Source organism: Pseudomonas sp. AC169 (genome assembly GCF_979258515.1).
This window is the reverse complement of the sequence record NZ_OZ409866.1, coordinates 4,698,641-4,720,559: the sequence shown is the minus strand read 5'-3', so window position 1 is coordinate 4,720,559 and position 21,919 is coordinate 4,698,641. Positions and strand designations below refer to the sequence as shown.

Genomic DNA, 21,919 nt, shown 5'->3' with positions numbered 1-21,919 from the left:
CGAGTCCAACCGGCACCTTGGCGAATGATGGCGTGATGATGCTGCGAGTTTTGATCTTGAGTCTTACCCTGTTTACGGGCTTTGCCCAAGCGACGGTCCTACAACGCCCGGTCACTTTGGATACCGGCACCGGCGAGCTTTTCGGCTCGTTGTTGCTGCCAAAGTCCGACAGTCCAGTGCCAGTTGTCCTGATCATTTCTGGCTCGGGTCCTACAGACCGTGACGGAAACAACCCCGACGGCGGGCGCAATGACAGCCTCAAGCGCTTGGCGTGGGTGCTGGCCAAACACAACATCGCCAGCGTGCGCTACGACAAGCGCGGGGTGGCCGCGAGCCTGGCGGCGACGCCGGATGAGCGTAATTTGTCGGTCGAAGCCTACGTCGCCGATGCTCAGGCCTGGGCGCGCAAGCTCAAGGCTGATCCGCGCTTCGGCAAGTTGATCCTGCTGGGCCACAGTGAAGGGGCGATGATTGCCACGCTGGCCGCTCCGGAGGTCGATGCGGCGGCGGTGATTTCCCTGTCCGGCAGCGCGCGCCCGGTCGATCAAGTGATCCGCGAACAACTGGCGCGCAGCCTGCCGCCGCCGCTGATGCTGCGCAGCAACGAACTGCTCGACAGCCTCAAGGCCGGTCGCACAGACGATAATGTGCCGCAACCGTTGCAGGTGATTTTCCGCCCGAGCGTGCAACCGTATCTGATTTCGCTGTTCCGCCAGGATCCGGCGAAAGCCTTTGCGCAATTGAAGATGCCGGCGCTGATCGTTCAGGGCAGCAACGATATTCAGGTCGGCACCGAGGACGCGAAGCTGCTCAAAGCCGCCAAACCGGACGCCGAATTGGCGGTAATCGAGGGCATGAACCATGTGTTGCGCATCGTCCACAACGACATGAAACGGCAATTGGCGTCCTACAAGGATCCTAATTTGCCGTTGGCGGCGGAATTGGGTAGCAAAATCATCGAGTTTATTGACGGACTTCGCACCCGTTAAGCGCGGTTTACCCTCTAGTCCTGCAAAAAGCGGCCGATAAGCCTTTGTCGCCAGCGCAACAGCTGGCGACAAGCAGGGCTTGGACAGGATCTCGCCGTTATGACTGATACCCAGACTTCACCCGACACCACCGCTGAAAAAGACGCACCGCCAGCGGCCGAGCTGCCGTGGGCGGATGTCCACGTCGAGCACCACAAGATGCTCCGCCTGGCTCCGCTGCAAACCGACCGCAACACCGGCGGGCGGCCGTTGCGCTTCGTTGAATTCGGTTACGCCGAGCGCAACAGCAAAGAAAAAAGCCTGATGCGCATGGCAATCAAGCTGCCGAGCCAGCGGGTGCGCAAAGAGCAGAATCATCTCGATGTGTGGGTCGATCACACCACCAAGCGGGTGAGTTTCGGCCCGGACAGCGGCTTGCAGATCGAACCATTGAACCGTGGCATCGGCCGCTTCATGGCCGCGCAAGGTATCAACTGGGCGAAAAAGCGTTGGCCCGCCTACACCGTCGACGGCATGGACTTGAACAACAAGGACGCGCTGAACGAAGACACCCGTCTGCGTCGCGATCATTTTCTGCGCGTGCACGGCTTTGATGTGGTTTACGCCGATGCCCAGCATTTGAAGGGCAGCATCAAGGATGTGCTGGTCGGTGATCTGCTCGGCGACTGGAACAGCGAAAAGCTGCAGATCGTCGAGATTCTTGAAGCGGCGCAGATGCTCCAGCAGGCCGAGCAAAATCTGGCCGAGCAGGAAGTGAAGCTGAAGAAGCAGGACGAGAAGGTCAGCAAGTTCAAGCGCGAAGACGCGGGATTGCGCTTTACCATTACGTGTCTGGTGGCGTTTGCGGTGTTTCAGGCGGGGTTGTTGATCTGGATTGCCACGCACCGCTGATGGCTTGAGACCGCATCGCGGCTAATCGCGAGCAGGCTCGCTCCCACCTTGGAATGCATTTCCCTGTGGGAGCGAGCTTGCTCGCGAAGCTTTTAATGATTAGACGCGGGAAGCGAACAAGGCCTGATGATCGCGGCACTGTTCGGCGGTCAACATGAACACGCCATGCCCGCCGCGCTCGAATTCGAGCCAGGCGAAATCGACTTCCGGGTACAGCGCGTCAACGTGCACCTGGCTGTTACCCACCTCGACAATCAACAAGCCCTTCTCGGTCAGGTGATCCGCCGCTTCGGCGAGCATCCGTCGAACCAGATTCAGACCATCATCGCCACAGGCCAGACCCAGCTCCGGTTCATGCTGATATTCGTCCGGCATGTCAGCGAAATCTTCCGCATCCACATAAGGCGGGTTCGACACGATCAGGTCGAAACGCTGCCCCGGCAAACCATCAAAACCATCGCCCTGCACGGTGTAGACGCGCTCATCGACGCCATGGCGCTCGATGTTCTGGTTGGCCACTTCCAGCGCTTCGAACGACAGATCGGCCAGCACCACCTCGGCGTTCTGGAACTCGTAGGCGCAGGCAATGCCGATGCAACCGGAACCAGTGCAGAGGTCGAGAATGCGTGCCGGCTCAGTGCCGATCCACGGCGCGAAGCGGTTTTCGATCAGTTCACCAATCGGCGAACGCGGGATCAACACGCGATCGTCGACGATGAACGACATGCCGCAGAACCACGCTTCGCCCAACAGATACGCGGTCGGAATGCGTTCTTCGATACGGCGCTTGAGCAGGCGTTGCAGGTTGACCAGCTCGTCGTCTTCCAGCGCGCAATCGAGATAGCTGTCGGCGATTTCCCACGGCAGGTGCAAAGCACCGAGTACGAGTTGCCGGGCTTCGTCCCAGGCATTGTCGGTGCCATGGCCGAAAAACAGATCCTCCCCATGGAAGCGGCTGACGGCCCAACGGATATGGTCACGCAGGGTACGAAGGCGGGAAGTGATCACGGCGCAGAACTCCAGAAAAAACGACTGGCGATTCTACCAGCCAAAACGCGTAAGGACGACGCAGGAAAAACATCGCGGCGACGGTAGGAGTTTTCTGTTTTTTGCATCGGCCATTGAACAGAACGTGTAACTTGACAAGGCTGCAGGCCAATAACGACGGTGCCTACGATGGTAGCGATTCACAGAACCGCTCAGCCAGAGGACAATGTCGCAAAAGCCCCACCCCAAGGAGCCCCAGAATGTCCGTTCCAAAAACGATGTTTCAACTCAGCGGTCGCGGTTACGCAGCGGCCACACTGAGCCATGCCACCGTGGTCATCATCGATGCCCAGAAAGAATATCTCAGTGGCCCCCTGGCCCTGAACGGCATGGACGCGGCCGTCGCGAACATCAAACAAGTGGTTGCCGCAGCCCGTGCAGCCGGTCGGCCGATCGTGCACGTGCGTCATCTCGGCACCGTTGGTGGCCTGTTCGACCCGCAGGGCGAACGCGGCGAATTCATCCCGGGCCTCGAACCACAAGGCGATGAAACCATTATCGGCAAACTTCTGCCGAGCGCCTTCCACGGCACCGAATTACTCGATCGCTTGCAGAACCTTGGCTCGCTGGACCTGATCGTCTGCGGTTTCATGAGCCACTCCAGCGTCAGCACCACCGTGCGTGCAGCGAAAAACCTGGGCTTCCGTTGCACCCTGGTGGAAGACGCCTGCGCAACCCGCGACTTGCCGTTCAAGGGCCGCGTGCTCAGCGCCGCAGTCGTACAGGAAGCCGAAATGGCGATCATGGCGGACAACTTCGCCACCCTCGCGCTGACTCAAGACCTGATCTGATCGGCTCTGATGAGCGGCTCACGGCGCCGCTCATCCGCAAAATCCTCTCATTTGCCGCAAATGCCATAGCCTCAGGAACAACCCGGTCAACTCCCGGTCGAAGGGCCGATACCCATTGAGGAAGGTCGGAATGAAGTTATCCGATGGATTTGACGCACGCCGCTTGCGGCCCAAAGGCCAAAGCAACTGGCGATTTCGATTCGGCGCAGCGATCGCGGCCATTCTGGCGACGTTCGGTGTGCTGCTGGCGATGGCCGGGGCGGCCAGCCTGCTCGGGCGCCCACCGGCACTCGGTGACTTGAACGCTACGCCGATGGGCTCGGCGATCATTCTGGCGGTCGGTCTGCTGTTTCTGTATTTCGGTGTCGCCCTGTGGCGCCGCTGCCGCCGTCGCGCACGGCAATCGCGGGAACTGAACATGTCCCCGCACCTGATGAAAAAACACGACTGAATCACCGGCCTGGCTTTTTGCCGGGCCGTTTTGTTTCGACTTGGGTAAACTGGCCGCCCTTCGCGGAGGCTGACATGCAAGACGACGATTTTTCCCTGTTCAAAAGTGCGATCCAAGGCGTCAAGCCGATCAAGCACGACCGCGCCGACACTGGCAAACCCAAGGCTGACCGCGCACAGATTGCCAAGCTGCGCCAGTCGGCCACCGTGCGCACCGACACCGCTACCGTGGATGGTCTGTCCGATCAGTTCGTGATCGACGTCGGCCCGGAAGACGAGTTGATGTGGTCCCGCGACGGCGTGCAGGAAAGTCAGATGCGCAAGCTCAAGGTCGGTCAGATACCGTTCGAAGGCAGCCTCGACCTGCATGGCATGAGCGTGGAAAAAGCCCGCGAAACCCTCTGGGCGTTTCTTGCCGAAGCGACCAAATTCGAAATCCGCTGCGTACGCGTGACCCACGGCAAGGCTGTGCGCCTCGACGGCAAGCGGCCAATGATCAAAAGCCACGTCAACACCTGGTTGCGCCAGCATGCCCAAGTGCTCGGCTTCTGCTCGTGCCAGGCGAAACACGGCGGTGCCGGCGCGGTTTATGTGATGCTCAAACGCACCATGATGGAAGGCCGCGACGAATAATCCCGTCACACCGAACTTGCAGGGTTGTGTCCGCCACCGTACCCTTGCCCTTTGCGAAAATCCCCACAGGTAGTTTCATGTCCCTGGAACAGAATTACACCGCGATTCTCGGCCAATTGGGCGAGGACGTTTCCCGCGAGGGCCTGCTCGACACGCCAAAGCGTGCCGCCAAAGCCATGCAGTACCTCTGCCGCGGTTATGAACAGACGCTCGAAGAGGTCACCAACGGTGCCCTGTTCAGCTCCGACAACAGCGAAATGGTGCTGGTCAAGGACATCGAGTTGTACTCGTTGTGCGAACACCACCTGCTGCCGTTCATCGGTAAGGCGCACGTCGCCTACATCCCGAGCGGCAAAGTGCTGGGCCTGTCGAAGGTCGCGCGGATCGTCGACATGTACGCGCGTCGCCTGCAAATCCAGGAAAACCTCAGCCGCCAGATCGCCGATGCAGTGATGCAAGTCACCGGCGCGCTGGGCGTAGCCGTGGTGATCGAGGCCAAGCACATGTGCATGATGATGCGCGGTGTCGAGAAGCAGAATTCGTCGATGATCACTTCGGTGATGCTCGGTGAGTTCCGCGAAAACGCCGCGACCCGCAGCGAATTTCTCAGCCTCATCAAGTAATTTGCTGTACGAAAAAAACCGGCATTCATCGCCGGTTTTTTTTCGTCCGTGAAAAATCGGGTAAGCTGCGCGCCTTTCTCAATCTGCACCGTGAGGCTTTCAACGTGTTCGTCAAAGCGCTTCGTGTCGGCCTCGGCCAACTGGTTATCTTCATCGACTTCATCACTCGCCCGGGCAAGAAAAAACGCCCCGCCGCTGCGCAGGCGCAAGTGGATGCCGCCGCAAAAGATCTGACGCTGTATCAGTTCCACGCCTGCCCGTTCTGCGTGAAAACCCGCCGTACACTGCGCCGCTTGAACGTGCCGGTGGCGTTGAAGGATGCGAAGAACAACGAGCAGGATCGTCAGGCCCTGCTGGATCAGGGCGGCCGGATCAAGGTGCCTTGCCTGCGCATTGAAGAGAATGGCCAGACGACCTGGATGTACGAGTCCAAGGTGATTATTGATTATCTGGATAAGCGGTTTGCGGCGGTCTGATGATTATGTGGTGGGTTGATTGACGCCTTCGCGAGCAGGCTCGCTCCCACCCTTTGGAATGCATTTCCACTGTGGGAGCGAGCCTGCTCGCGAAGAGGCCCTCTCAGCCACCGCTAATCCCAGTCAAAAATAAACCGGCCCACAAGCCGGTTTATTTGTTTTCAGGCCGCTTTATCTAGCTGCGCCTGCCGCACCACCGCCGCCAATCGCTTGAGCCCTTCATCCAGCCGCGCCGGATCGATGTGGCTGAAGTTCAAACGCAAATGCCCGTGATGCTTATCCGGATCCGGGAAAAACGGCTCCCCCGGCATAAACGCCACGTCATTGGCCAACGCCTCATTGAGCAACGTCCGCGTATCCAGCGGCTGCTTCAACGTCAGCCAGAAAAACAGTCCGCCCTGCGGCATGTTCCAATCCGCCAGATCAGAAAAGTGCGTTTCCAGCGCCACTTGAAAGGCATCCCGCCGCTGCCGATAGAAGCCACGCAATTCGCTCAAATGCTGCTGGTACTTCTCCGTACCGATCCATTGCAGCGCCTGCCACTGGCCGATGCGGTTGGTATGCAGATCTGCCGATTGCTTGAGCTTGAGCAGGTGCGGGAACAGATCGGGACTGGCAATCAGGTAGCCAACACGCAGTCCAGGCAGCAGGGTTTTCGACACGGTGCCGGTGTAAATCCAACTCGCCGTCTTCAGACGCCCGGCAATCGGTTTGGCGCTACCGCCATCGAAAGTCAGTTCACGGTAGGGTTCATCTTCAATCAGGGTGACATCGAATTCATCGAGCAATGCGGCGACTGCTGCACGCTTGGCTTCGCTGTAGCGGACCGCGGACGGGTTCTGGAATGTTGGAATCAGATAGATGAACGCCGGACGATGTTGTTCCAGACGTTCGCGCAATTGCGTCAGGTTCGGGCCGTCTGATTCCTGCGGCACGGTCAGGCAATCGGCGCCGAACAGCTGGAAGATTTGCAGCGCGGCGAGATAGGTCGGCGCTTCGAGCAGGATTTCCGTGCCTTTGTCGATGTACAACTTCGCCGCCAGATCGAGGGTTTGCTGGGAACCGCTGACCACCAGCACCTGACTCGCCTCGCATTCCAGGCCCAGCGCCCTCGCCTCCGCTGCCAACGCTTCGCGCAACGCCGGTTCGCCTTCGCTCATGCCGTATTGGCCGAGCGACAGCGGCATGTCGGCCCACTCGACCTTGGGCAGCATGGCTTCGGCCGGCAAACCGCCAGCGAACGACATCACCTGCGGGCGCTGCGCAGCGGCGAGGATTTCACGGATCAAAGAACTTTTAAGGCGCGAGACACGTTCGGAAAAAGCCATGGCGGTCACCGGTAGCAAGGGATGCGAAAAATGAGTCAAACTGGTTGACTGAAATTACGACAGCTTGAGCGAGTACGTCAACATGCTTGACCTTAAAAACCCATCCAGTCAGCAACAGGCGATGGAAGCGTTTTTCTTCGGCTATCAGGCGTTCACTGCCAAGGCTGATGAAATGCTCGAGCGCCGTGGCCTGTCGCGGGTGCATCAGCGCATTGTGTTTTTCATTGCCCGCTACCCGAATTTGAGCGTGAAGGAATTGCTGGGATTGCTCGGGGTGAGCAAACAGGCGCTGAACATGCCGTTGCGGCAGTTGCAGGAAATGCATCTGGTGGACAGCGTGGCGTCGGAGGCTGACAAGCGTAAGCGCCTGCTGGAGTTGACGGCGGAAGGCGCGAAGTTTGAACAGGCGCTGCGGCGGGAGCAGGTGAAATTGCTGGAGCGGGTGTTTGCCGAGGCTGGCGAGGCGGCGGTGAATGGCTGGTTGGCGGTGAATATGGCCCTTGGGAAAAGTCAGACGGCTCTCGATTGACCAGGACTGCCTCTTCGCGAGCAAGCTCGCTCCCACAGGAGAACGCATTTCAAATGTGGGAGCGAGCCTGCTCGCGAAGGGGCTTTCGGAGGCGATATATCCCTATCGACGGAACTTTCGTAAACAAAACCAAAAACAATATTTGCTTTATTTGTACACAAAAGCATAATCCACAGCGTGCGAGTTCCTGACCGCATGGTCAACAAATTCGCGTATGCCTCAAAGGGCCGCTGCCACCCCTCATGGGTCCGGCCCTGGAAATAACAATAAAACTCTTGAGGAGTACTCGCTGTGGAAAGCCGCAAATCCGAAGCATCGACGCTGGACCTCTCGCCGCCATTACGCAGTGGCTTGCTGGAACGTCTGTTTAAACTCAGCTTGCATGGCACCACGGTGAAGACCGAGCTGATTGCCGGTCTGACAACCTTCATCACCATGGCTTACATCATCTTCGTCAACCCGAACATCATGGCCGATGCCGGGATTGACCACGGTGCAGCCTTCGTCGCCACCTGTATCGCCGCCGCACTGGGCTGCCTGTTGATGGGCCTGTACGCCAACTGGCCGGTGGGTCTGGCGCCGGGCATGGGCCTCAACGCGTTCTTCACCTACACCGTGGTCGGCACCATGGGCTACAACTGGGAAACTGCGCTGGGTGCGGTGTTCGTCTCCGGTGTGTTGTTCATGATTCTGACCTTCTCGCGGATTCGTGAGTGGCTGCTCAACAGCATTCCAGTCAGCCTGCGCTTTGCGATGGGCGCCGGTGTCGGTCTGTTCCTCGGCCTGATCGGTCTGAAAACCGCGGGTATCGTCGTCGATAGCCCGGCGACCCTGATCAAACTCGGCTCCCTGCGCGAACCTGGCCCACTGCTCGCCGCCATCTGCTTCCTGATGATCGCGATTCTCAGCTATCACCGGGTCTTCGGCGCAATCCTCATCAGCATCATCACCGTGACCCTCGCCGGTTGGGGCCTGGGCATCGTGCACTACGAAGGAATCATGTCGACCCCGCCGAGTCTGGCCCCGACCTTCATGGCAATGAATGTTGCCGGCGTGTTTAACGTCAGCATGATCAGCGTGGTACTCGCCTTCCTCTTTGTGCACATGTTCGACACCGCCGGCACGCTGATGGGTGTCGCCCAGCGCGCCAATCTGGTCAACGCTGACGGCCGTATCGAAAACCTCTCCCGTGCAATGAAAGCCGACAGTGCATCCAGTGTTTTCGGCGCCGTGGTCGGTGTTCCGCCAGTAACCAGCTATGTGGAAAGTGCTGCCGGTGTGGCCGCTGGTGGTCGGACTGGTCTTACCGCAGTCACCGTAGGTGTGCTATTTATAGCGGCGATGTTTTTCGCACCGCTGGCCGGCATGATTCCGGCCTACGCCACCGCTGGTGCGTTGATCTACGTTGCGATGCTAATGATGGGCGGCATGGCCCACATCGAATGGGATGAGGCCACTGACGCCATCCCGGCCATCGTCACCGCGATCATGATGCCGCTGACCTTCTCGGTCGCCGACGGCATCGCGTTGGGCTTCATTACCTACGTCGCGCTGAAGGCCGGCACCGGTAAATACAAAGAGATTTCCGTGAGCCTGTGGGTGCTCTGCGCGATCTTCATCGCCAAGTTCATCTTCTTGTAAGCGTCACGCGGTTCAAGCGTCAAAACAGCCTCACCCTCGCGGGTGGGGCTTTTGCACATTCTTGAGTACAACAAAAAAAGGAGGAAAGTGATGAGTCTGGAAACCTGGCTGCTGTTCAGTGGCGCTGCGCTGGTGGTGATCCTGATTCCGGGGCCACTGTCGTTGTTGATGATCAGCAACAGTCTGAATTATGGGTTACGCCGTTCTTACCCGGCCTTTCTTGGCGGCGTCAGCGCTTCGATCTGCCTGCTCAGCGCCTCGGCCCTGGGACTCGGTGCATTGCTGCTCGCGTCGGAAAAACTGTTCAGTGCCCTGAAGATCGTCGGTGCCCTTTACCTGTTCTACCTCGCCTGGCAGAGCTGGCAGCAATCGCGTCAGCCCTCGGTTGGCGCCGAAGTGCCGCAAGCGGCGCCGGTGCCACGCTTCCGCACGCTGTTCGGCCGCGCTTTTGTGCTGGGCGCGAGCAACCCGAAGGACATCCTGTTTTTCGCCGCATTCTTGCCGCAGTTTCTCAGCGCCGAAACGCCATTTCTCCCGCAGTTGCTGGTGATGATTGCGACCTGGACTGCGCTCGACCTGCTCTGCAAACTGGCCTACGGACTGGGGGCCCACGGTGCCGCGCGTTATCTGCGCAGTGGTAAAGGCCAGAGTTGGTTCAACCGGATCAGTGCCGGCTTGTTTGGTGGTGCCGGCGCGGCGTCTTTGCTCAGCAGCCATTGAAACTCTGGCGGGCTCATTCCTCCTGAATCAGCCCGCCCCGCTACACGCAACGTTGAGGAGCAACAGCCTCAAACTGCGGTCAGACGGACGCGTCAGGGCAAACAACTTTCTTTTTTATAAGAGAACGTTGATCGCAACTTCCAGACAACAAAAACACTTCGTAACACTTAACATACTGTTATAAAAAATTCTCCACCCCTCGATACAACCATGCACAATCGCTGCACATGGATTCGCCAAAAACAGTGAAGTCATTGTTCTGGATGGGAACACGGATTGTCTCTCATCTAAAATACGCAGATTCATCATTACTCAAGTAGACGGCCTCTATCCTCTTCTTGAGTTGCAACGTTTCAGCTCTTTACTCGTATTACATTTAGTTGTTTCTCTACCACAACATTGCTCCGCCGTTGCAGACTATATTGAACAAGGAAGTTTCAATGTCAAAACCCATACCTGTTGAAAACACCTATGCCCGGGATGACACTGTCGAAGTATCGGACATCGGCATGCAACGCAATGAACGCACCGCCGAGACGATCGACTTCGAAGCGACAAGCGCCGATAAACCGGCAAACACATCAGCCTCGACCGGGCAACGAAAGCCCGGTCAACTCAAGGTGCTCGACGATCTGTTCGGACCGCTGAAAATAGGGTCGTACACCGTGACACGCCGCGCTCTGGATGCCTTGGGGGCGACCATCGATGGCCAGCCGCTCACCGGTCATAACACACAGTTCAGGACGCCCAGTCGATCCTTCGTCAACGCCCTGCAACTCAGTTATGACGCCATCGAAAAACGCATGAAAGTTTCCACGTTCGGTGATGACTATTTACTGCCTTCCTTTCTGTTCGAACTCGCCAGTCTGCGCCCGACCACTGCCCCGCCGGTCATCCGCGAAGACACCGGGGCAAGTGTCGAGGAAAGCGGATACGCGAAAAAAATGTCTCGCCTGTTGAGCTCCGCCCAGACTCTCGATTTGCACTTGGCCTATTCAAGCAAGCGCAGCAATCCCAGTTGGCTCATCATCAAGAACCATTCGATGATCGGCGCCAGCGTCGGTATTCAGGCTTTTGGCATATTCATGGGAATTCGCGGCATTTACGATGCCGTGAAGAAAAATGATCAGGATGAAATCATCTTCAACAGCATCGGGATCGGTACAGAGGTGGGCTCGATTATCACCGACGTCGCCGTGACCAAAGTCGGCCAGCGCATGATCGAGGCCGGCAGTGGTGCCTTGAAGGACTTCACCAAAACCCGCGCCGGGATTCGCCTGGGCCGTTCCGGCGGACTCATCGGCGGCGCACTGACATTGCCGTTCGATATCTACAGCGCCGTCAGAGAATTCAACGCCGCCAGCAATAAAACCGGCAAAGAAGCGATGGATCATTACGTCAGCGCCGGTTTGAACATCGCCAGTGCCGCCATGACCGTCATCCTCGGTAGCGCCGCCATGGCCGGTTTTTCCTTCGCCGGCCCGGTCGGCCTCGCGGCGGGTGCGCTGATGGCGATTGGATCGCAGGTCTACGGCGCCGTACGCATGGTCGATGAAATCGATGACTACATCGAACTCACCGTTGAAGAGCGCTGGCGCACGGGATGGTTTTCCTTTGTGCCGTTGATGGACATAGACCAGGACATCAAAAATCGTTACGAACTGGCCAAAGCCAAAATAGAAACCGCCAAGCGAATGCAAGCGACCGCCAGACAGATACTCGACGAAACGCAGAAGGACAGCATCGAAGCCGTCGTGCAGGGCAGCTATGAAGATCGCCTGAAGAAAAGACGCGAGCGCGTGAAGCACTGGTGGGGTGTCGAAACCATGCCGATTGTCTATGTTCCAGAGGTGGTCGGCCTTGACGATACTATTGATGCGCGCGACGGCATAACGGCTCAAACCCCTGGTGCCGTATTGGGGACGCCGGGGGAAACCAAAGGTATTTTATGGCTGCTCGGTAGCGGCAGGGACACCATCACTGGCGTCGCGCAAAAGCCCAATGCCTTTTATTACGATGAAGGTGTAAAGCATCTTGCGGGGGGTGATAAAGACGACAGATTCATCGTCCAGAATGCGGCGGATGACCTGGCAAGACATATCGAAAGCAGTGAGTTTTCCCGACTCAAGGGCGGTGCCGGCAGCGATACCTTGATAATGGACGGCGTCCAGTCGCATCCGATCACCTGCCGCGGCTACGACATCGATCTGGCGGCGGGCACCTTGCAGGTTTATACGCCGAACCCGGACGCGTCTGTAGTGGATGGCGAGACTTACTCGTTCAAGGCACTGCTCGAAAACTTTGAGAACGTGCAGACGCTGCAAGACGGAAGAAGCGTTGTCACGGGCACCGCAGCATCCAACGTGATGACCTCAAGAGGCGCGGACATCATCAATGCTGGCGCCGGTAACGACTTGATTTATCTGTACAAGGCAAACGCCAGAGCATCCGGTGAATCGGGACTGGATTATTATCACGTGGAATTGGCGGAGGGTGGGGTTCTCATCTCGGAAGATGGTGTAGACGAAAGCAGGATCTCGCTGGGTTGGCGAATGGACCAGATCGAGAAATGGGAGGTGGACAGATGTCGTCTTACCATAGAAGTGAGCTTCGACTTTCATTACGGTCGCACAAGCAAAATAGTCATCGACAACATCTATAAAATAACAGACGGCCGTCGGGTTTTGCACAATGACAAAGTGACCATCATTACCCGGGATGGATATAACCTGAAACCGGATTTGCCTGAATCAATCGAACACAACAATCCCGTTACGATATATGCAGAAGAAGTCCGACGGGGACGCCCTGAAAAAACCACCATTGTCCATTCGCAAGTGTGCAATGTGCCCACCCGGCAAAACACCCACTATTACGTTCAGCGCTACAATCCGCACACCCAATTCATAACGGGCAGCTCCCCCACTTCCATCAATGGCACGCGCATCTTTCTTGATTACGATTATGCCGAAATGACCAGTGCACACGTTGCATTTGCCACCACTCCGTCCATTTTGATGAACGAAGCGGCGGACAAGGACAAGGTCAATGTCTCGTGCGATTTTCTGTTTTACTTTGGCAAGAGCCTGTTGCAGATCGCCGGTTTCGGCCAGTACGCAGAAACGACGCTTGATGCTGCCCTGAAGAACGCTGCAGCCAACGTCTCTACCCACGGCTATATGCTGGTATTTCGCGATGGCATATCCCATACGCTGATCCTCGAAGAGAAATATGCCGTACCTCCAGCGCACTATAAACACAGCGTTGTCGCCAATACGCTGACCAGCCACGACCTGCGTTTCCCGCTTAGAACCAACCCCAACGCGATTTTCGAAATCCCCGAAACCCGCGCCGAGGAACTGGATCACGGTTCTTCCTGTATCCGGTTCTTGCCCGTAAATGAACAGATTGCGATCGAAAACATTGCCGGTGCAGGCGCCACCTATGTGGTCCATTTGGTCGAAAACAGAGTTTTACGGATTTCGACGCCGGGCGGCCTGGCGACCGCTAAAGTTCGGTTGAACAACTCATCGACCTGGGAAATCGATGCGACACAAATCAAAGATTTCAAAATCGTCCTGGCTGGAAATCAGCTGTACATCGGAACGGCCACCCTGCATCTGCCGCAATACGGTTCCGAAGATCTGATTGATCAGATTTTTGTCATCGGGCCAAAAGGCGTGGTACACACCGTGGACCTGACTTTCGATCGGGTTTATATCGACAGCCTCGACGCCAGATATTTTCAACCTCCTTCTACGGCAAGTTTGCCCGAGGAGTTTTCTGCGCTAGCTCAACGCGAGTTGTACGTGCGCAATATTGTATTGGGCGACGGTACTCCGGGCCGGCTGAAGTACAACCTGGCGAACCGAAAATGGATTCTGGACAGTAATAAATCTCGAGAAATAACTTATTCGCAGTTGCAAGTCTTGCGCCGTTGCAACCATCAGAGCAACGCGGCGGCGCCACTGTCGCTGCCCGATAATTAACCTCTGGCCAAACGGCGTCAGCGTACAAATAAACCGTCCTTCAGGCCGGTTTATTGTTTTCATGCCACGTTTTCCAGCTGCGTCCGTCGCGCGCAATACACAGCAACAACCCGTTGATGTACATCGTTAAAAAATCGATCGTACTATCACGCCTCGTGCTAACAAAGACCTGCCAGAACAAGGAAGTTCAGATGGCCACCATGACACCTAAACCGTCACTGGAAACTGCGGAAATCACAGACGCTGTCGTCATCACCGACATGCGTTTTGAAAGCAACGAACATAATGCTTCGACGATTGACTTCAATCACAGCGCTGATGAAGCATCAAGCACAATAGCCAAAAGCAAAGCAAGTCAGTTACAACTCGCCGACTCAGTCTTCGGCCCGCTGCAAATTGGCAGCATTTCAATAACCCGAGCATCTCTCGATGCCTTGGGTGCATCGCTTGACGGCCAGCCATTAAACGGCAGGAATACCTTCTTCCGGGCTCCCAAGCGATCGTTCATCAATTCGTTGCAATTCAGCGCTGCCGATATCGAACGCTATATGAAATCGTCAACGGGGCAGGACAGTTATTTACTGACGACGCTACTTTTCGAAATGGCCAGCGAACGGCCACTAACCGCCCCGCACTTGATAAGAGAAAGTTCGCAAACCACAACAGACCATGGCAATTACCGCAGCAAACTGGTGAAGCTATTAGGCTCCGCACAAAGACTTGACCTGTATCACGCCAACCTCCCCAAACATAACCCCCGCTGGGTGGCAGTGACAAAAAGCTATGCAACCCTCGGCTCCAGTGTCGGCATTCAGGGTTTCGGCATATTCATGGGTTTGCGCGGTGTGGTGGACGCTATCAAAGCTGACAACACCACCGAGGTTGCGATCAACAGTGTGGGTATCGGCACAGAAGTCGGCTCCATCGTGGTTGACATTGCCGTCAGCAAGATCGCATCCAATATGCTCTCGGCGGGGCAAGGCGCCCTGCTGGATTTTGCCAAAACCCGATTCGCACTGAGACTCGGCCGTTCTGGCGGTTTGATCGGCGGCGCACTGACATTGCCGTTCGATATCTTCACCGCCGTCAGATCGATCAATGCCGCTGAAAATGCAACCGGCAAAGAAGCCATGGATCATTACGTGAGTGCCGGGCTGAGTATTACCAGCGCCGCCATGACGATCATCCTCGGCACTGCTGCGTTGGCGGGTTTTTCATTTGCAGGCCCCGTCGGCCTTGCGGCGGGGGCGATCCTGGCCATCGGATCGCAGATTTATGGCGCGGTGCGCGTGGTCGACGATATAGATGACTACATCGAACTGACTCTGGAAGAGCGCTGGCGCACGGGCTGGTTTTCGTTCTGCATGATGGAGCCTGACGATGCTGTGCAGAATCGATATTTGCTGGCAAAAACCAGGTTTCAGCACGCAAAACAACTGAAAGAAACAGCCCGGAAATTGCTGGACGGCCAATTAAAGGACACTACCGAAGCCATCGTTAACGGCCAATTCGAAGTCCACCTGAAACCATCGCGGGTGCGCAAGCGCAACTGGTGGACCAAACAAGACAGTTGGGAAACGATACAAGTCCCCGAGATCAAGGGAATAGATGACGTCATTGACGCCCGCGACGGTGTGACCAAGGACACTCCCGGCGCAGAGCTGGGAACACCTGCCGATAACAAGGGCATTCTGTGGTTGATCAGTGAAGGCCTGGACACCATCACGGGCGTTGAAAACAAGCCAAACAGCTTTCATTACCGGTCAGGAACAAAACAGCTGACCGGGGGTGAAAAAAATGACCGTTTCGTGTTTGAAGGTGCAGGGGAACGTCTTGAACAGCCTGCCCAGGCATCAGAACATTCGACCCTGAAAGGCGGGGAAGGAATCGACACACTCATCCTCGGTGGCGGCTATAACACGCGAGGTGCAGATAACAAAGGCTATGACGTCGATTTAACCGCACAGACCCTGCAGATAATCACAACCGATCCATCTACCGAAGGAGGAGAAAAACGTATCCTCCACAGTGTTCTGGAAAGCATCGAGAATGTTGAAACGGTGAGCGGCGCGCTCAATGTCGTGACCGGTTCTGCACAACGCAATGTCATTAATTCCCGTGGCGAAGACACTATCAATGCCGGATCTGGAAACGATCAAATCCATCTGTCGTATCCAGGAGCCATAGCCTCGGGTGAAAGCGGCATTGACGAATATATAGTCGAGCAAAAACAGGGTTGTATATCCATCATCGAGGATGGCACAGAAGAAAGCATTGTTTTATTGAACTGGAAGTATCGACTGATCGACAACTGGACGATCGAAAATGGCTCGCTGATCATCCGATCACGTTTTCCATTCACGGACGACCCAAACAGCCTGGTAGTCATTCGAGGCATTTATAAGCAACAAGAAAACCATTTCGCGCTTCAAAACAACAAACTGACGTTCCTGAGCAAAGATGGATACTCTTTCAGACTGCCTGATTCGCCAGAACTGCCCGAACATATTGAAAATGACCATGCATTCGAAATCCAGGTCATCCTCGTAAAAAAAGGAACACCGGAAAAGCCGATAATCCTCCACGCAGCTGAGTGCAGGATCGACCATCAGAATGAGGTGAGTTACTACCTGCCCCGATCCGGAAAAGATACAACGTTCTGGCCGACAAAACGCACAGAGGCGGTAATCCGCCTGCACCTGGATTACCACATCAGTGAATTGACAAAGGTTGAAGCGCGTTTTGGTTCGGGCGAGTGGAAAGATAATCGAGAATTTTTTGCAGGCTGCAATCTGCAGTATCACTTTGGCCAAAACACAATAACATTCAAGAACTTCTCCTATGCTGAGGGGGGAGCAGATCCCAGAAACATGATCAGGATCTTGAGAACCATGGCCTTGCGTCCCAATTACAGGGCAGTTCTGATTTTTAAAGAAGGCGTTGCGGTCAATGTCCAACTAACACCAGAAACCGATGTTTGCCCCCTGAAAAGCCACAACCCATATGGCTTTGATCGCTGGACAACGCTGCTTAACCTGCCTTTGCCCCGTCGCAAAGACCAAATCCCTTTTGAACTGCCTGTGACCAAACCCTTCAAGTTCGACAGGGCTGGCTGCGGGTCGCTTTTTTCCTACCCCGAGCAAACCTCGATTCAAAACCTTGAAGGGACGGGTTCCACCTACCTGATTCATCTGGTTGCCGATATCGCGATCAGACTCTCGACACCGGGTGCCCTCGCGAACTCCCCAGCCCGACTGCCCTACTCGTCCACTTGGGATCTCGATGCGACAGCACTGGGCAAGGTCGAGATCAAACTGGAAAACAACCAGCTGCACGTCGGCACCTGCATTGTTCATCTGCCTGAATACGACAGCGAAGACCTGATCGATCAGGTACGCGTCATTACCGAGAAAGGTGTTGTCCACACCGTCGATCTGTCCTTCGACCGGATTTACATGGATGGCCTCGATGCACGTTTTTTTGCAGCGCCCGACCCGACAAAGGCCTTGCCCGAAGCCTTTGCAGCAATGGCCAATAACACAATAAAAGTGAGAAATATCGTCCTGACCGACAACCGGCCCGGGACGCTGAGTTACAACTTTCCTGCATATGGCTGGATCCTGCGCAGCGATAAATCTCGCGTTGAGTATTCCGATCTGCAAGTGATCAATTATTGCAGCCATCAAGGCAGCAACGTCTTTGCGCCGCCGCCCCTGATGAATATGCCCCCCGCTTAACGCAGCACACTTCCGTCAAAACCAATAACCACACGTGCACTCCGAAGTTGAAGTGACCGAACTTCTCCGTCGTCTTCCCAACCTGGATTTTCCGGGATGCAGAGGAGTGCACCTGAAAAAATGCGGCGAGGCACTTCCGTGCGTTGCGCATCACCCCTCAACGAGTAATTTCACATGGCCAAACCACCCAAGAAAGTTCCGGTGACAGTACCCGCCGATTCAACGGTTACAACCAGACCTGCGCAGTCAGGTTCCGGTAGTCGTGTTACCACGAACCTACCTGACCCTCTACTGTCTGGCATCGATTCGACCACGGGATCACAGCCCCCCGGCACCTCCACCCATCGGCCGGCCGCCGTCATCGTCAATGAAATACCTGATACCTACAGGGCCGCCCGCAGTGCAATCGCCTGGCCCCAGGATCGCTTAAGCGAACTGACGCCAATCGGAGAAAATACTGGTCTGTTCACCGGGCCTGATCAGCGAACTTACGCACAAATCGGCAACGAAGGCCGGTTCGTCGTCGAACGGGATCCGCAGGGCAACTATTATGTTCCGCTGACCTTTGCGCCCGGTGTTCCCGGGCCGGTACTGACGAGGGTCGAAGGCCAGGCCAGTTGGCATATCCAGCGCCCTGGCTGGCAATCGACAGAGGCTCGGACCGGAACGTCTGCCACACCCCATTCCCTCGCCTACCTTGCGCCCGAAGACGCAAAAACGCTGACCAGAGCAGAGCTTGCAACAGCTGGACTCCGCTACAACAAGCTCAAACACACCTTCGTCGATACGGCAGAAGGTACGGTCATGGTCCGAAAAAACCAACAAGGCGAGTATCAACTGGCCTCGGCGACCAATAGAGACCTACCCGATGTTTTTCTTCAACAGATTCCCGGAACGGTACTCTGGCGCCTGAAGAATCCAGACTCGCCAACCATTGAAAATCCGCCTGCGAGCAGGTCTCAGCCGAGTGCCGACGCGGATGAATCGCAACCCGGCCCAAGTAAACGTGCACGGATCGACGAGCCCAACGATCCAGTGTCAGCGATTCCCCTCGAACCCGGCGCCCCCGCCGGCCAGACCCCGTTTTTCTGGCTGCCTTGGGGACATTTGAACAAACCATTGCTGGTGGAATCCGTCCAGCTTGGCTGGTTTCATTATCCGATTGTGCCCGTTGGCTCCAACCGCACCCCCAAAGTCTACTTTGTCCAGCATCCTGACTTTGCTCCGGCAGGTTTCGATGCTTTTGAACAAATGCTGCGCAGAGCGCCCTCGTTACAGCCTGTGGCCACGTTTCGCATCGGCAACGATCCCGGAGAAATAAACCCCGGCAAACGTTTTTTTGATGAACCGATCTCGCAATCGGTCGCCAATGCGTTCCCTGACTTTTCCGATGCCACTGCCTATACCGTCGCCAGAAAACTGTTTGAACTCGCGGACAACTCACCCGTGATTACCGGCACCGGGCTGATCAATATTCAGGCCGTCCTGCATCAGTGGAAGCAACGACCGTTTCCCACAGCCCCTGCGTACGCCGACCCACTGAACATGCTATCGGTGGCGCCTTCCATCGAATTCAAAGGAAAAAAACTCATCCGCATGCCCTCGCAGGTCGACGGCGAACTGCAACGACTCACCTTCGATCCACGCCGTTTTCCCATCGAATGGAATCACTACAAAACCTTTCCGACCGATCTGAACCTCAGACGACTGCTCGGCGCTCTGTTGGTGCGCAGCGATTACGACGTCTTTCCCCTGACTTATGAGCATCGCATGCCAACCCTGGTATTCCGGCGCGAACCCCATGACCAGATTTACTTCATGAAACTGGGTGCGGTGGATCATGTTGGCCTGTCCCACACACCAGGCAATGAGCTGGCGGATCCAGACTTGCCGGCCAGGATTGGCAACGAGGCGTTTGCTGCCCTGACAACCGCAGCGGCAGAAAACAAAGTGGTGTGGCTGATCGCAGGCGTATTAAAGGTCGAGTCCAATCCGGATTCGGTGTTCGTTATCAGAGAACGCTGATATCTGCCAACTCGCACCTGCCCTGCCGGCGCGAGTTGGCCCGCCTCCATAACGCCCGGTAACACCGTGCAGCACTTACCCTCATTGCAATACATATGTACCGCACGCCAGAGACTTCTTTTCCCGACCATGGCCCCTCCGGAGTTACTGCCAGGCCACCGCAAATTGACGGCCTGATCATCGGCCCCCGATGCAAACGACTGGATCAACAATCCAAAGGAGTCATTCAATGGCCAAGCCACCCAAGAAAATTCCGCGCACGCTGCCACCCGACTCACACGGGGCATCAGTCGAACATTCAAACATTCCTCATGGGGCGAATGCCGACGAAAGCGTTCATCCAGCTCCAGGCACTGCCAACATGCCTTCCTCAGCCGACCTGTCATCTTCCAGTGCCTTGTTGGCCGCGCCCGAGCCGCGCCCCACCGTCGTTATTCACCACTTGCCGCAAGAGGCTTCACAGCGCCCCTCAGTCATCGTCCACCACTTTCCTGAAGGTTCAGCTCTTTCAAACGCCGCAGAATGGGTCGCCCTGCACTTCAGCGAACACCAGCAGGCTGCCGTTGCAAGTACCTCGACGAGCCAGCGAGTGCAGCACCCGGTCTTTATCAACGCCGAGCTGGCCAGCCAACTGAAACGACAGCCAGACACCGAGGAAGGTTTTCGCTACGACAAACGCAAGAAAGCCTATGTCGAAATGCTCGGCGGTATGGTCATGGTGGGCAAAACCCCGAACGGCTGGCGACAGACGCACGCTGGGGAATCGACACCGACGGGTGAAAGGGTTGAACAGATCCCGGGCACAAAACTCTGGCGTGAAATCGAGGTACAACGACCCCGTCTTCAAGCCGTAACCGATCCGGTATCCACTGAACCGACCGACGCCCTGCCCGGTCCGAGCAGGCCCTCGCGCCACGACGAACACACTCATGTGGCGACGGGTACAAGCGCGCTGGTCGAACATCTTCTCTCCCAACAGAGCGTCGCATTGGACCTTTCCGCAGGCCAGTGGAAAAACTGGGGAAGAAGCACAAAACCCGATTCGGGCGACTCGATAGAAATCGACGGACAACACTTCCCGATCGTCACGCAAAGCGTCAGCGCCGGTACCGAACTGGTGTATCTGCAACATCCGGGATTTTCACTGGACAGCTATGACGCGTTCGAAAACATGTTACGTCATGAACCTTCGCGCCAGCCGAAATGGGCACTGAAACTTCAGGGCCAATGGAAGGTTCTGGACAACCATCCACCTTTCGAATTGTCCGCCAGCCAGTATGTTTCCAGCGCATTCAAGTATTTGTCGGAACAGTCAACCAACAACCTCGCCAGAGCGGTATTCGAGCGGGTCTCCCTGCCTGAAGGTGTGAATGCTCATGGACTTTCGGCGATGACGCTGACGTTTCGCCACTGGGCGGACCGGATGAATAGCGAACCACCGATGCACGACCTGTCGGACCCATTGGTCATGTTGCCAAAACTGCCCATACAGCCCGGCCACCTGCCAGGCGGTGGATTGCTCACCCTGCCTGCGCACAATTCTGCCGTGCTGCAGCGGCTGGATTTCGATCCGCAACGGTTCCCTCAGGAATGGGCCCCTTACGCAGAGGCGCCGACACCAGGAAGGCTGCGAGCCCTAATGGTCAACGTTCTGCAACACAGCGGTTACAACATCAATCCGACCACGCGCAGTCACAGCGAAGGCGCATTGATTTTTCACCGCCCAGGCGTTGCCGCGGTATTTGTCTTGAAACTGCCGCCTATCGCTGGAAATAAGGTCCCTCGCACCAGCCCCGCCGGATCCGAACTCACCGATCCCTCTTATCTGACCAGACTCAGTGCAGAGCACCTACAGAACCTGGACAACCTTCTGGCTCATACCGAAATCATCTATCTGGTAGGGGGCATACAACATGTTTCCACGGATAACCCGATGCTCTTCATTGTGAGAGAAGGTTGAGCCTGTGCCGAACGTCTGACCGCACATCCGCAAGGTCCTGTGGACAAGCCACAGCCTGAACACTTCCTTTTTCAAATAGCGAGATTCACT

At 56.3% G+C, this 21,919-nt stretch carries 16 protein-coding genes; 14 read left to right on the top strand and 2 right to left on the bottom strand.

The features are described 5' to 3' along the window. Positions 1 to 35 precede the first annotated feature (35 nt). Positions 36 to 989 (top strand): alpha/beta hydrolase, encoded by a 954-nt coding sequence (locus tag ACZZ0G_RS21190; RefSeq protein ID WP_463557409.1) that lies wholly within the window; start codon positions 36 to 38, stop codon positions 987 to 989. A 99-nt stretch (positions 990 to 1,088) separates the two neighbouring features. Then, positions 1,089 to 1,880 carry a hypothetical protein gene (locus ACZZ0G_RS21185; RefSeq protein ID WP_463557408.1) on the top strand — a complete coding sequence of 264 codons (792 nt, stop codon included), beginning with the start codon at positions 1,089 to 1,091 and terminating at the stop codon, positions 1,878 to 1,880. 99 nt (positions 1,881 to 1,979) lie between these two features. Here the strand turns inward: ACZZ0G_RS21185 and prmB are convergent, their stop codons facing one another. Next, positions 1,980 to 2,888, bottom strand: a complete 909-nt coding sequence (gene prmB / locus ACZZ0G_RS21180) for a 50S ribosomal protein L3 N(5)-glutamine methyltransferase (protein ID WP_401393082.1) — start codon at positions 2,886 to 2,888, stop codon at positions 1,980 to 1,982. A gap of 239 nt (positions 2,889 to 3,127) precedes the next feature. On the opposite strand from prmB, the gene ACZZ0G_RS21175 reads away from it, so the two are divergent. The 5 genes from ACZZ0G_RS21175 (at position 3,128) to ACZZ0G_RS21155 (ending at position 5,900) form a co-directional block, all read left to right on the top strand. Next, the gene (locus tag ACZZ0G_RS21175) at positions 3,128 to 3,718 is read left to right on the top strand and encodes a cysteine hydrolase family protein (protein WP_463557407.1); all 591 of its coding nucleotides are present in this window, start codon (positions 3,128 to 3,130) and stop codon (positions 3,716 to 3,718) included. Positions 3,719 to 3,848: 130 nt separating this feature from the next. Then, positions 3,849 to 4,169 (top strand): hypothetical protein, encoded by a 321-nt coding sequence (locus ACZZ0G_RS21170; RefSeq protein ID WP_007914024.1) that lies wholly within the window; start codon positions 3,849 to 3,851, stop codon positions 4,167 to 4,169. Positions 4,170 to 4,243: 74 nt separating this feature from the next. Next, positions 4,244 to 4,801, top strand: coding sequence for a Smr/MutS family protein (locus ACZZ0G_RS21165; RefSeq protein ID WP_038366959.1), 558 nt, complete (start codon positions 4,244 to 4,246; stop codon positions 4,799 to 4,801). 77 nt (positions 4,802 to 4,878) lie between these two features. After that, positions 4,879 to 5,424: a GTP cyclohydrolase I FolE gene (gene folE, locus ACZZ0G_RS21160; RefSeq protein WP_003442011.1), complete on the top strand. Its 546-nt coding sequence runs from the start codon at positions 4,879 to 4,881 to the stop codon at positions 5,422 to 5,424. Positions 5,425 to 5,528: 104 nt separating this feature from the next. Next, positions 5,529 to 5,900: a glutaredoxin family protein gene (locus tag ACZZ0G_RS21155; protein WP_463557406.1), complete on the top strand. Its 372-nt coding sequence runs from the start codon at positions 5,529 to 5,531 to the stop codon at positions 5,898 to 5,900. A 161-nt stretch (positions 5,901 to 6,061) separates the two neighbouring features. On the opposite strand, the gene ACZZ0G_RS21150 is transcribed toward ACZZ0G_RS21155, so the two are convergent. Beyond that, a complete protein-coding gene (locus ACZZ0G_RS21150; RefSeq protein WP_463557405.1) occupies positions 6,062 to 7,228 on the bottom strand; it encodes an aminotransferase-like domain-containing protein in 1,167 nt (388 codons plus the stop codon). Between the two features lie 82 nt (positions 7,229 to 7,310). Between ACZZ0G_RS21150 and ACZZ0G_RS21145 the strand changes: the two genes are divergently transcribed. The 7 genes from ACZZ0G_RS21145 (at position 7,311) to ACZZ0G_RS21115 (ending at position 21,829) form a co-directional block, all read left to right on the top strand. Beyond that, positions 7,311 to 7,757 (top strand): MarR family winged helix-turn-helix transcriptional regulator, encoded by a 447-nt coding sequence (locus tag ACZZ0G_RS21145; protein ID WP_277761309.1) that lies wholly within the window; start codon positions 7,311 to 7,313, stop codon positions 7,755 to 7,757. A gap of 291 nt (positions 7,758 to 8,048) precedes the next feature. Then, positions 8,049 to 9,398 (top strand): NCS2 family permease, encoded by a 1,350-nt coding sequence (locus ACZZ0G_RS21140; protein WP_007914003.1) that lies wholly within the window; start codon positions 8,049 to 8,051, stop codon positions 9,396 to 9,398. Between the two features lie 90 nt (positions 9,399 to 9,488). Next, on the top strand, positions 9,489 to 10,118 hold the full coding sequence (locus tag ACZZ0G_RS21135; RefSeq protein ID WP_397482698.1) for a LysE family translocator: 630 nt from the start codon (positions 9,489 to 9,491) through the stop codon (positions 10,116 to 10,118). A gap of 440 nt (positions 10,119 to 10,558) precedes the next feature. Next, positions 10,559 to 14,107 carry a calcium-binding protein gene (locus tag ACZZ0G_RS21130; RefSeq protein ID WP_463557404.1) on the top strand — a complete coding sequence of 1,183 codons (3,549 nt, stop codon included), beginning with the start codon at positions 10,559 to 10,561 and terminating at the stop codon, positions 14,105 to 14,107. Positions 14,108 to 14,298: 191 nt separating this feature from the next. Continuing rightward, positions 14,299 to 17,844 carry a calcium-binding protein gene (locus ACZZ0G_RS21125; RefSeq protein ID WP_463557403.1) on the top strand — a complete coding sequence of 1,182 codons (3,546 nt, stop codon included), beginning with the start codon at positions 14,299 to 14,301 and terminating at the stop codon, positions 17,842 to 17,844. 174 nt (positions 17,845 to 18,018) lie between these two features. After that, positions 18,019 to 19,869 (top strand): hypothetical protein, encoded by a 1,851-nt coding sequence (locus ACZZ0G_RS21120; protein ID WP_463557402.1) that lies wholly within the window; start codon positions 18,019 to 18,021, stop codon positions 19,867 to 19,869. A gap of 229 nt (positions 19,870 to 20,098) precedes the next feature. Continuing rightward, a complete protein-coding gene (locus tag ACZZ0G_RS21115; protein ID WP_463557401.1) occupies positions 20,099 to 21,829 on the top strand; it encodes a hypothetical protein in 1,731 nt (576 codons plus the stop codon). Positions 21,830 to 21,919 lie beyond the last annotated feature (90 nt).

Bases quoted from the DNA above. Each gene is read 5' to 3' on its own strand.
- ACZZ0G_RS21190 (WP_463557409.1), top strand. From the start codon at position 36: ATGATGCTGCGAGTTTTGATCTTGAGTCTTACCCTGTTTACGGGCTTT.
- ACZZ0G_RS21185 (WP_463557408.1), top strand. From the start codon at position 1,089: ATGACTGATACCCAGACTTCACCCGACACCACCGCTGAAAAAGACGCA.
- ACZZ0G_RS21175 (WP_463557407.1), top strand. From the start codon at position 3,128: ATGTCCGTTCCAAAAACGATGTTTCAACTCAGCGGTCGCGGTTACGCA.
- ACZZ0G_RS21170 (WP_007914024.1), top strand. From the start codon at position 3,849: ATGAAGTTATCCGATGGATTTGACGCACGCCGCTTGCGGCCCAAAGGC.
- ACZZ0G_RS21165 (WP_038366959.1), top strand. From the start codon at position 4,244: ATGCAAGACGACGATTTTTCCCTGTTCAAAAGTGCGATCCAAGGCGTC.
- folE (WP_003442011.1), top strand. From the start codon at position 4,879: ATGTCCCTGGAACAGAATTACACCGCGATTCTCGGCCAATTGGGCGAG.
- ACZZ0G_RS21150 (WP_463557405.1), bottom strand. From the start codon at position 7,228: ATGGCTTTTTCCGAACGTGTCTCGCGCCTTAAAAGTTCTTTGATCCGT.
- ACZZ0G_RS21145 (WP_277761309.1), top strand. From the start codon at position 7,311: ATGCTTGACCTTAAAAACCCATCCAGTCAGCAACAGGCGATGGAAGCG.
- ACZZ0G_RS21135 (WP_397482698.1), top strand. From the start codon at position 9,489: ATGAGTCTGGAAACCTGGCTGCTGTTCAGTGGCGCTGCGCTGGTGGTG.
- ACZZ0G_RS21130 (WP_463557404.1), top strand. From the start codon at position 10,559: ATGTCAAAACCCATACCTGTTGAAAACACCTATGCCCGGGATGACACT.
- ACZZ0G_RS21125 (WP_463557403.1), top strand. From the start codon at position 14,299: ATGGCCACCATGACACCTAAACCGTCACTGGAAACTGCGGAAATCACA.
- ACZZ0G_RS21120 (WP_463557402.1), top strand. From the start codon at position 18,019: ATGGCCAAACCACCCAAGAAAGTTCCGGTGACAGTACCCGCCGATTCA.
- ACZZ0G_RS21115 (WP_463557401.1), top strand. From the start codon at position 20,099: ATGGCCAAGCCACCCAAGAAAATTCCGCGCACGCTGCCACCCGACTCA.